General features: G+C 65.2%; 10 protein-coding genes. 2 read left to right on the top strand and 8 right to left on the bottom strand.

Annotated elements, in window-relative coordinates; translation table 11 throughout:
• Positions 1-72: 72 nt before the first annotated feature.
• The 8 genes from PMI42_RS31355 to dnaK form a co-directional block, all read right to left on the bottom strand.
• Positions 73-696, bottom strand: coding sequence for a 2,3-bisphosphoglycerate-dependent phosphoglycerate mutase (locus tag PMI42_RS31355; RefSeq protein ID WP_008142399.1), 624 nt, complete (start codon positions 694-696; stop codon positions 73-75).
• Between the two features lie 67 nt (positions 697-763).
• Complete coding sequence (dapB, locus tag PMI42_RS31350) at positions 764-1,579, bottom strand: 4-hydroxy-tetrahydrodipicolinate reductase (RefSeq protein WP_035967167.1); 816 nt, start codon at positions 1,577-1,579, stop codon at positions 764-766.
• A gap of 262 nt (positions 1,580-1,841) precedes the next feature.
• Complete coding sequence (locus tag PMI42_RS31345; RefSeq protein WP_008142394.1) at positions 1,842-2,153, bottom strand: DUF1330 domain-containing protein; 312 nt, start codon at positions 2,151-2,153, stop codon at positions 1,842-1,844.
• Positions 2,154-2,178: 25 nt separating this feature from the next.
• On the bottom strand, positions 2,179-2,889 hold the full coding sequence (pyrF, locus tag PMI42_RS31340) for an orotidine-5'-phosphate decarboxylase (RefSeq protein ID WP_008142392.1): 711 nt from the start codon (positions 2,887-2,889) through the stop codon (positions 2,179-2,181).
• Between the two features lie 6 nt (positions 2,890-2,895).
• Complete coding sequence (locus PMI42_RS31335) at positions 2,896-3,474, bottom strand: NADPH-dependent FMN reductase (RefSeq protein ID WP_008142390.1); 579 nt, start codon at positions 3,472-3,474, stop codon at positions 2,896-2,898.
• A gap of 57 nt (positions 3,475-3,531) precedes the next feature.
• Positions 3,532-4,131 carry a class I SAM-dependent methyltransferase gene (locus PMI42_RS31330; RefSeq protein WP_007598495.1) on the bottom strand — a complete coding sequence of 200 codons (600 nt, stop codon included), beginning with the start codon at positions 4,129-4,131 and terminating at the stop codon, positions 3,532-3,534.
• Positions 4,132-4,219: 88 nt separating this feature from the next.
• Complete coding sequence (dnaJ, locus tag PMI42_RS31325; RefSeq protein ID WP_008142384.1) at positions 4,220-5,353, bottom strand: molecular chaperone DnaJ; 1,134 nt, start codon at positions 5,351-5,353, stop codon at positions 4,220-4,222.
• Between the two features lie 259 nt (positions 5,354-5,612).
• Positions 5,613-7,514 carry a molecular chaperone DnaK gene (gene dnaK / locus PMI42_RS31320; RefSeq protein ID WP_008142382.1) on the bottom strand — a complete coding sequence of 634 codons (1,902 nt, stop codon included), beginning with the start codon at positions 7,512-7,514 and terminating at the stop codon, positions 5,613-5,615.
• 393 nt (positions 7,515-7,907) lie between these two features.
• On the opposite strand from dnaK, the gene PMI42_RS31315 reads away from it, so the two are divergent.
• Positions 7,908-8,849 (top strand): hypothetical protein, encoded by a 942-nt coding sequence (locus PMI42_RS31315; RefSeq protein ID WP_008142380.1) that lies wholly within the window; start codon positions 7,908-7,910, stop codon positions 8,847-8,849.
• Between the two features lie 195 nt (positions 8,850-9,044).
• Complete coding sequence (gene pncA, locus PMI42_RS31310; RefSeq protein ID WP_008142377.1) at positions 9,045-9,767, top strand: bifunctional nicotinamidase/pyrazinamidase; 723 nt, start codon at positions 9,045-9,047, stop codon at positions 9,765-9,767.
• Positions 9,768-9,810 lie beyond the last annotated feature (43 nt).

Here is a 9,810-nt window from a genome sequence, read left to right as displayed (position 1 = left end):
TCCCCCTCACCCGGAATCCGCGCTGCGCGCGAATTCCGGCCTCTCCCCGCAAGCGGGGAGAGGCGAAGAAAGTCAGCCCGCCAGATCCAGCTTCGACGCCACCGTCGAATCTGCATTGAGGCGGTAGATGATCGGCACGCCGGTCGCGAGCTCGCGCTTCAGGATGCCTTCGGGCGACAGCTTCTCCAGCACCATGATCAGCGCGCGCAGCGAGTTGCCGTGGGCGGCGACCAGCGTGCGCTTGCCGTTGAGCACGCCGGGCAGGATTTCCTGAACGTAATAAGGCAGCGCGCGCGCGAGCGTGTCCTTCAGGCTTTCGCCGCCGGGCGGCGGCACGTCGTAGGAGCGGCGCCAGATCAGCACCTGGTCCTCGCCCCATTTCTTGCGCGCGTCGTCCTTGTTGAGGCCGGAGAGATCGCCGTAGTCGCGCTCGTTCAGCGCGAGGTTCTTCGAGGTCGGCAGGCCCTGCTGGCCGAGCTCGCCGAGGATGAGGTCGAGCGTGTGCTGCGCGCGCGTCAGCACCGAGGTGTAGGCGACGTCGAACACGAGTCCCTGCGCCTTCAGCTTGCGGCCGGCTTCCGTGGCTTCCTTGACGCCGAGCTCGGTGAGATCAGGATCCTTCCACCCCGTGAACAGGTTCTTCAGATTCCATTCGCTCTGGCCGTGGCGGACGAGCACGAGAAGACGTTCGCTCATTGACTGCTTTCCGTTCAGGTTATTGTTTGAGCATGATCACACTTTTCCGGATCATGCCGGCGTTCGTTCAGATATCGGCGAGGCCGAGCACGTCGGCCATGGAGTAGTGTCCCGGGCTCTTGCCATGCGCCCACAGCGCCGCCTTCAGCGCACCATGAGCGAACAGCATGCGGTCCTCGGCCTGATGCGTCAGCGTCAGGCGCTCGAACGGGCCGAGGAAGCTGACGCTGTGGTCGCCGGCCGCGGTGCCGCCGCGCAAGGACGCGAAGCCAATGTCGCCGGGCTTGCGCGCGCCGGTGATGCCGTCGCGGCCGCGGTCCGCATGGTCCTCGAGCGAAACGCCGCGGCCGCTGGCTGCGGCCTGGCCCAGCATCAGCGCGGTGCCGGACGGCGCATCGATCTTCATGCGGTGATGGGTTTCGACGATCTCGATGTCAAAGCTCTGGTCGAGCGCCTTGGCGACGCGCTTCACGATCGCGGCAAGCAGGTTGACGCCCAGGCTCATATTGCCTGACTGCACCACGACGGCGCGGTTGGTGACGCTCTTGATCACGGCGTTGTCGGAGCCCGAAAGGCCGGTGGTGCCGACGACGTGGACGATGCCGCGCTCCGCGGCGATCGCGACATTGGCAATGGTCGCGGCCGGCACGGTGAAATCGAGGATGCCGTCGGCCTCCTTCGACATCGCCCAGAGATCTGCCGAGAGCTTGACGCCGTTGGCCGGGAGCCCTGCGAGCACGCCGGCATCCTTGCCGAGCAGCTCGGAGCCCGGCGCCTCCAGCGCCCCCGCCAGCACCGCGCCTTTGCTCTCGGCAATCGCCCGCGTCAGCGCCCGGCCCATCCGGCCGCCGGCTCCAGCAACAATCAAGCGCATGTCGGACATGGTGTGATCCTCTTCGCCGCCGTTGTAGCGGGGGGACGGAGTTCCGGCAACCGAGGGGGTCGGGAGGCACAGGCGCTCCCGCCCATCCTTGGAAGGGGCGCTTGCGGCCATCCTTCGAGACGCCCGCCTGCGGCGGGCCCTCAGGATGAGGTCGGACTATGTGGCAGCAAATTCGGCGGGCGCCGATGCTGCTTTGCCTCATTCTGAGGAGACCGCGGAACGCGGTCGTCTCGAAGGACGAGGCACGCGCACAGACCTAGCCTCAGCCGTCCGACGGCTGCGGGCCGTCATAGCCCTCGATGATGATGAGGTCGGCGATCGAGTGTGGTTGGCGCACCTTGATGTTGGCCTGGTATTCCGGCGAGTTGTAGCAGGCGATCGCAGTCTCGTAGTCCGGGAATTCGATCACGACGTTGCGGGTGCGGCTGGCACCTTCGACGGTGGTGAACTTGCCGCCACGGACGACAAAACGGCCGCCCCATTTCTTGAAGATCGGGCCGTTGGCGATGGCGTAGGGCTTGTAACCCTCGTCATTGTTCACATCGACGCGTCCGATCCAGTAGGCTTTTGCCATTGTTCTTCTCCCTTGTTTTCGGTGGTTAGCCGAGCGCTTGTGCGATCTCGGTGTGGATGGCGTCTGCGACAGACTTCGGGTCGGCGGCTTCCACCACCGGGCGCCCGACGACGAGATAATCGGCGCCCGCGCTGATCGCGCGCCCCGGCGTCATGATGCGTTTCTGGTCGCCGCTGGCCGAACCCGCCGGACGGATGCCGGGGGTCACGAGGCTCATCTGGTGGCCGACGATCTTGCGCAGGGCGCCGACCTCCTCCGGCGATGACACGAGGCCGTCGACGCCGAGCACCTGCGCCTGCTGCGCGCGCGCCTCGACCAGTTCGGAGACGCTGAGCCGATAGCCGGCCGCGTGCAGATCGTCATCGTTGTAGGAGGTCAGCACCGTGACGGCGAGGATCTTCAGGCTCGCACTGCCGCGGCCTTCGACCGCGCCCTTCATGGTTTGCGGATAGGCGTGCACGGTAACGAAGGTCGCGCCCAGCTTCGCGACGCTCTCGACACCGCGCGTGACCGTGTTGCCGATGTCGTGCATCTTGAGATCGGCGAACACCTTCTTGCCCTTGTCGGCGAGCTTGCCGATCAGCGACAAGCCGCCGGCATAGGCGAGCTGATAGCCGATCTTGTAGAAGGTGACGCTGTCGCCGAGCCTTGCGATCATCGCCTCCGCGGCATCGACGCTGGGCAGATCGAGCGCAACGATCAGGCGGTCTTTCGGGGCGATTTCGGCTGGCGTCATGTCACCTCACATCATGCGTTGGGAAATGTCGATCAACTGCGCCACCAACTCCTTCAACGCGGCGATATCGCCCTCGTTCTTGAGCCTGTCCATATCGTCATAGGCCTGGTCGGCAAAAGCGAGCGTGAGCTGGCTGGCAATCACATTGGCGTGGCAGGAGGTCAGGATCAGCCGCAAGGCCTGGAGCGCGCGGGCGGCACCCAACCGGCTCTGCGAGGCGCCGGCGAGCGCGAAGGCGCGGCTGCGGAACACGTCGCCGCGCGCCTCGTGGAGCTCATGCACGCGGCTGACCCAGTCGATCGCATTCTTCAGCAGCGGCGGCACCGAGGCGTTGTATTCGGGCGAGACGAACAGCACGCCGTGATGCGCGCCGATCATGCGCTTGAGATTGATCGCGTGCTTGGGCACGCCGGATTTGGCCTGGAGATCGCCGTCGTAGATCGGCAGCGGAAAATCGGCGAGCGAGATGCGGGTGACGTCAACGCCGGCCCGGGCGAATTCATAAGCGGCGACCGCCGCCAGCTTCGCATTGTGCGAGCCGGTGCGGAGCGAGCCGGGAATGACCAGGATCTTGGGGGCGGACATCCAATCCAATGCGTTCGGCGAAACGAGCCCGCCGCGCAAAGAAGAATGCCGGCGGAATTAGTCCTTGCGATACACCCAGACGCGGGCCGGCGGAAGGTTCATCCAGATCCGTTCCGAGGCCTCTGTGGACACGCCGGGCAACGATTTCGGGATCGGCGGCACCACCGCATAGGTGAACTGGACGAAGGGCGCGCCGGGCGCGAGCGCCGTGAAGGCATCGCGAATGAGCCGCAGCCGCGTCAGCATCGGTTTTGTGACGAGCGGCAGGCCGGAGACCACTGCGGAGGCCGGCGCGCTCAGCACGTTCCAGAGCGTGTCGCGCAGGCGATAGGCATCGCCCTGCACCACCTTGGCCTGCGGATAACGGTCGCGCAGCAGCGCGCAGAAACCGGGATTGTATTCGACGAGGACGAGACGCTTCTGGTCGACGCCGCGCTCGACCAGCGCCGAGGTGATGGCGCCGGTGCCGGGCCCGAGCTCGACCACGGGCGCATCCGAATTGACGTCGACATAATGCGCCATGGTGCGAGCGAGCAACTTGCCCGACGGCATCACCGCGCCCATGTGGAGCGGCTTTTCGATCCATGACCGGAGAAAGCGCACCTCGTCATCGAGACGGGGCTTCTTCAACGCACGCGCGGACGATGGCAATGGCATGTCTGGACCGGACGGGACCGCAGGACCGCGGCGTGTCAGAAAATGGTCATAAAGACGTATAGGCCGAAACCGATACGGTCAAGCCGAGTCAATTCGCCCGATTACCGAAGAAGTCCTTGACCTTGGCGAAGAAACCCTCGGATTCCGGCTGGGTGTTGCCGGAGGAGAGCTTTTCGAACTCGGCCAGCAATTCCTGCTGCTTTTTGGTGAGGTTCTGCGGGGTCTCGACCACGACCTGGACGTACATGTCGCCGGTCTGGCGCGAGCGCAGCACCGGCATGCCTTTTGATGCAATGCGGAATCGGCGGTTGGACTGGGTCCCGGCAGGCACCTTCACCTTGGCCTTGGCCTTGTCGATGGTCGGCACCTCGAATTCGCCGCCCAGCGCCGCTGTCACCATCGAGATCGGCACCCGGCAATGCAGATCGGCGCCGTCGCGCTGGAAAAACTGGTGCTGGGCCAGCGACAGGAAGATGTAGAGGTCGCCGGGCGGCCCACCGCGGACACCGGCCTCGCCTTCGCCGGCGAGCCTGATCCGCGTGCCGTCCTCGACGCCTTGGGGAATGTTGACCGAGAGCGTCCGCTCGCGGGTGACGCGGCCCTGGCCCGAGCAGGACGGGCAGGCGTCCTCGATCATCTGGCCGCGGCCCTGGCAGCCCGGGCAGGTGCGCTCCAGCGTGAAGAAGCCCTGCGACTGCCGCACGCGGCCGGCGCCGCCGCAGGACGAGCAGGTCTTCGGCTTGGTGCCGGCCTTGGCGCCGATGCCAGAGCAGGCCTCGCAGGTGACCGAGACCGGGATCTCGATCTGCGCGGTCTTGCCGCCAAAGGCTTCCTCGAGCGTGATTTCCATGTTGTAGCGCAGGTCGGCGCCGCGCTCGCGGCCGCCGCGGCCGCGCTGCCCGGCCATGCCGAACAGGTCCTCGAAAATGTCGGAGAATGAGGAGGCGAAGCCCGCGCCAAAACCGGCGCCGCCGCCGGGGCCGCCCTGCTCGAAGGCCGCATGGCCGAAACGGTCATAGGCGGCGCGCTTGTCCTTGTCCTTGAGGACCTCGTAGGCCTCGTTGATTTCCTTGAACTTGACCTCGCTGGTGTCGTCCCCGGGATTGCGGTCGGGGTGGAACTTCATCGCCAGCTTGCGGAAGGACGATTTCAATACGGAATCGTCGGCGGTGCGTTCGACTTCGAGGGTTTCGTAATAGCAGCGCTTGGTGGACGTGGACATGTTCAACTCGGTCTATCCAATCGCGATTCAAGTCGGAGCGAAACAACGGCGCCATGCGACGATATAGGCGTCCCTCCGCGCTGCGGCAGAGGCCAGCACGGCGGGGTTCAGGATAACGGCTGGAAATTGATCGATCGTAACGGGGCTGATCGTAACAGAGCCTTGCCCCGCTTGGCCCGGCACGAAGGCCTCCCCCGCGAAGGGAGAGGCCGAAGAAGCGTGTGGGGTCCAAGCCGTCCGCATCATGACCCTCTTGGGATCAGGCGGACTTCTTGTTGTTCTTGTCGTCGTCGACTTCGGTGAACTCCGCGTCGACGACGTCGTCCTTGGCCGCGTCCTTCTTGGCGTCGGCCTCGGCCTGCTGCTTGTACATGGCCTCGCCGAGCTTCATCGAAGCCTGCGCCAGCGTCTGGGTCTTGGCCTTGATCGCCTCGGCATCGTCGCCCTTCAGCGCTTCCTTGAGGTCGCTGACGGCATCCTCGATGGCACGGCGCTCGGTCTCGGCGACCTTCGAACCGTGCTCGGCAAGCGCCTTCTCGGTCGAATGCACCAGACCATCGGCCTCGTTCTTGGCGGTGACGGCCTCGCGGCGCTTCTTGTCCGCCTCGGCATTGGCCTCGGCATCCTTCACCATCTTCTCGATGTCGGCTTCCGACAGGCCGCCGGAGGCCTGGATGCGGATCTGCTGCTCCTTGCCGGTGGCCTTGTCCTTGGCCGAGACGTTGACGATGCCGTTGGCGTCGATGTCGAAGGTCACCTCGATCTGCGGCATGCCGCGCGGAGCCGGCGGAATGCCCATCAGGTCGAACTGGCCGAGCATCTTGTTGTCGGCCGCCATTTCACGCTCGCCCTGGAAGACGCGGATGGTGACCGCGTTCTGGCTGTCCTCGGCGGTCGAGAACACCTGGCTCTTCTTGGTCGGGATCGTGGTGTTGCGGTCGATGATGCGGGTGAACACGCCGCCCAGCGTCTCGATGCCCAGCGACAGCGGGGTCACGTCGAGCAGCAGCACGTCCTTGACGTCGCCCTGGAGCACGCCGGCCTGGATCGCGGCGCCGATCGCCACGACTTCGTCCGGATTGACGCCCTTGTGCGGCTCCTTGCCGAACAGCTGCTTCACGACTTCCTGGACCTTCGGCATGCGCGACATGCCGCCGACCAGAACCACTTCGCCGATCTCGCCGGCGGTGAGGCCGGCGTCCTTGATCGCCTTGCGGCAGGGCTCGACCGTCTTCTGGACGAGGTCGTCGACCAGCGCCTCGAACTTGGCGCGGGTGAGCTTCATCGTCAGATGCTTCGGACCGGTCTGGTCCGCGGTGATGAAGGGCAGGTTGATCTCGGTCTGCGTCGTCGACGACAGCTCGATCTTGGCCTTTTCAGCGGCTTCCTTCAGGCGCTGCAACGCGAGCTTGTCGTTGCGCAGGTTGATGCCCTGCTCCTTCTGGAATTCGTCGGCGAGATAGCCGACCAGGCGCATGTCGAAATCTTCACCGCCGAGGAAGGTGTCGCCGTTGGTCGACTTCACCTCGAACACGCCGTCGCCGATTTCGAGAATGGAGATATCGAACGTGCCGCCGCCGAGGTCGTACACGGCGATCGTGCCGGCCTTGGTCTTGTCCAGACCATAGGCGAGCGCAGCCGCGGTCGGCTCGTTGATGATGCGGAGCACTTCAAGGCCGGCGATCTTGCCGGCGTCCTTGGTCGCTTGGCGCTGGGCGTCGTTGAAGTAGGCGGGAACGGTGATGACGGCCTGGTCGACCTTCTGGCCGAGATGGGCTTCCGCGGTTTCCTTCATCTTCTGCAAGATGAAAGCGGAGACCTGCGAGGGCGAGTAGGTCTGGCCGTCGGCCTCGACCCAGGCGTCGCCGTTGGAAGCCTTCACGATCTTGTACGGAACGAGCTTCTTGTCCTTCTCGACCATCGGGTCGTCGTAGCGGCGGCCGATCAGGCGCTTCACTGCGAAGAAGGTGCGCTCGGGATTGGTGACGGCCTGGCGCTTGGCGGGCTGGCCGACGAGGCGCTCGCCGTCGTCAGTGACGGCGACGATCGAAGGCGTCGTGCGCATGCCTTCGGAATTCTCGATGACTTTGGCGTTCTTGCCATCCATTACGGCGACGCACGAATTCGTGGTGCCGAGGTCGATCCCAATGACCTTTCCCATGGTCCTGATATCCTTCTTTTTGCGGCAGGTTGGCTGGGCCCAGAAGGCACCCGAACCGAAACCCCCTAAGATCAAACATTCGCGATATTGCGATGGTTGACGCTCATATAGGAGGGGGGGAGGGGCCCGCAAGGACCGAAGCTACGTTTCGGCCGTGAAAACATTGGGTTTTGGACGATCATATCCGGGCCCGACCGCCCTTGCGGGTGAGGAAATATTAACAGGTCCGGGGATTCGCGGACCCCGCCACCGCCATCCGCCCGACCCTGTTGCGGGAGAGCCAAACCCGCTAAAAGGCGACCGGCCTGCAGCCGCGCCGAGGCTGCCCCGCGCGACAAAGCGGCCCGGTGGCCGACCATCGAACGGCCTCAATGTGAACCAATCAGAGTGCCCATGAAGCTGATCCGCCCCCTCACCGCGCTCGCCCTCCTCCTTGCCACCGCGCTCCCGGCCATGGCCGCCGACGCGGTTTTCCCGCCCGGCTTACGCCTCGGCATGGTGCCGCTGGTCGGGCTGAACACGGCAAAGACCTTTCCGGGCTTCGAGAGCGAGGACGGCAACGTCAAGGTGCTGATCACCGAGCTGCCGCCCGCGGCCTACGGCGAGGTCGTGAGCGCCTTCAATTCCAATCCGGCGGGCGCAGGCGGCGTCAAGCAGGACAAGATCGAGACCCCCGCTGGCCTTGCCTATTTCACCACCGAAAGCGGCAAGGCCGGCGAGACGGCGGTGAAGCGCTATTCGATGATCGTGCCGGGCGCCGGCTTCTCCGGCTATGTCGCGGTGCAGATCCCCGAGAATGCGACCAAGATCTACACCGACGAGGCGGTGCGGCAGATGTTTGCGAGCACCGTGACCCGCAAGCAGGTCTCGGCCGAAGAGCAGATCGCGCTGATGCCGTTCAAGATCACCGACCTTGCCGACTTCAAGGACATCCGCACGCTGGCGCCGGGCTCCAGCATCATCCTGGCCGACGGCAACGAGAGCACGGGTTACGAGTCGAAGCCGTTCATGATCCTGGGCCTGATCGGCGCCACCCCGCAAGCCGCCGACGACCGCGCCCGCTTCGCCCAGGAGGCGGCGCTCCAGATCCCCGGCGTGCGGGAATCGCGCGTCACCATGTCCGAGCCGATCCGCATCAGCGGCCAGCAGGGCTTCGAGACCCGGATCGACGGCGTCAGCGGCAAGGACAAGACACCCGTGACCGTGGTGCAATGGATCCGCTTCTCGAACGGCGGCGCCTCGCTCCGCATCATCGCCAGCGCCCCGCGCGACCAGTGGCCCGCCGCCTTCACCCGCTTCCGCGCCGTGCGCGACGGCATCCAGCCGAAGGGCTAGCTGCATCTCCGAACGAGATGCGGTCCCTCCCCCGCCGCGCTTCGCGCGCTGACCTCTCCCGCAAGCGGGCGAGGTGCACCGAGACCGCGGCTCAAGCTCGATTGCTCACCAATACCGGCTGCATTTTCGGGCTTCTGTTCGTGTACGAACGGAACTAGGCTTCTCCCATTTGATCACCCCAAGGGGAGGCGAACGATGCTCGATCGACGACAAATCCTCGCGGCGCTTGGGACAAGCGCTCTCGTAGCCCTGACTCCGGGCGCGCTCCTTGCGGCCGCATCGATCAAGCCGGACGACGCCTCCGCGCTGCTGGTGATCGACGTACAGAACTGCTTCCTGCCGGGCGGCAGCCTCGCGGTGAAGGAAGGCGAGCAGGTGGTGCCGGTCATCAACAAGATGGCGAAAGCGTTTGCGAACGTGGTGATGACGCAGGACTGGCACACGCCCGGTCACGTCTCGTTTGCGTCCGTCCACTCCGGCAAGAAGCCGTTCGAGACCGTCGACCTTCCCTACGGCAAGCAGGTGTTGTGGCCCGACCATTGCGTGCAGGGCACCGACGGCGCCTCGCTGTCGAAGGACCTTGCGATCCCGCACGCCGAGCTCATCATCCGCAAGGGCTTTCACAAGGACGTCGACAGCTATTCGGCTTTCCTCGAAGCCGACGGCAAGACCTCGACCGGCCTTGCCGGCTATCTGAAGGGCCGCAAGATCAAGCGCGTCTTCGTCGCCGGCCTCGCGACGGATTTCTGCGTCGCCTGGACCGCGCTCGACGCGCGCAAGGCCGGTTTCGAGGTCTATGTGGTGGAAGACGCCTGCCGCGGCATCGACAATCAGGGCTCACTCGCAAAGGCCTGGACCGATATGGCCAAGGCCGGCGTGAAGCGGATCAAGTCGGACGATATTGCGGTGAGTGCGTAAGCGGCGCGAAAAGCTGCCAGCCCCTCATCCTTGTAAGTCAGAT

This window comes from Bradyrhizobium sp. YR681, from assembly GCF_000282615.1.
GTDB lineage: Bacteria > Pseudomonadota > Alphaproteobacteria > Rhizobiales > Xanthobacteraceae > Bradyrhizobium.
The sequence above is the reverse complement of the archived record's forward strand: the minus strand, read 5'-3'. Positions and strand labels throughout refer to the sequence as shown.

Coding starts and splice junctions, on each gene's coding strand:
- PMI42_RS31355 (WP_008142399.1), bottom strand. CDS start 696: ATGAGCGAACGTCTTCTCGTGCTCGTCCGCCACGGCCAGAGCGAATGG.
- dapB (WP_035967167.1), bottom strand. CDS start 1,579: ATGTCCGACATGCGCTTGATTGTTGCTGGAGCCGGCGGCCGGATGGGC.
- PMI42_RS31345 (WP_008142394.1), bottom strand. CDS start 2,153: ATGGCAAAAGCCTACTGGATCGGACGCGTCGATGTGAACAATGACGAG.
- pyrF (WP_008142392.1), bottom strand. CDS start 2,889: ATGACGCCAGCCGAAATCGCCCCGAAAGACCGCCTGATCGTTGCGCTC.
- PMI42_RS31335 (WP_008142390.1), bottom strand. CDS start 3,474: ATGTCCGCCCCCAAGATCCTGGTCATTCCCGGCTCGCTCCGCACCGGC.
- PMI42_RS31330 (WP_007598495.1), bottom strand. CDS start 4,131: ATGCCATTGCCATCGTCCGCGCGTGCGTTGAAGAAGCCCCGTCTCGAT.
- dnaJ (WP_008142384.1), bottom strand. CDS start 5,353: ATGTCCACGTCCACCAAGCGCTGCTATTACGAAACCCTCGAAGTCGAA.
- dnaK (WP_008142382.1), bottom strand. CDS start 7,514: ATGGGAAAGGTCATTGGGATCGACCTCGGCACCACGAATTCGTGCGTC.
- PMI42_RS31315 (WP_008142380.1), top strand. CDS start 7,908: ATGAAGCTGATCCGCCCCCTCACCGCGCTCGCCCTCCTCCTTGCCACC.
- pncA (WP_008142377.1), top strand. CDS start 9,045: ATGCTCGATCGACGACAAATCCTCGCGGCGCTTGGGACAAGCGCTCTC.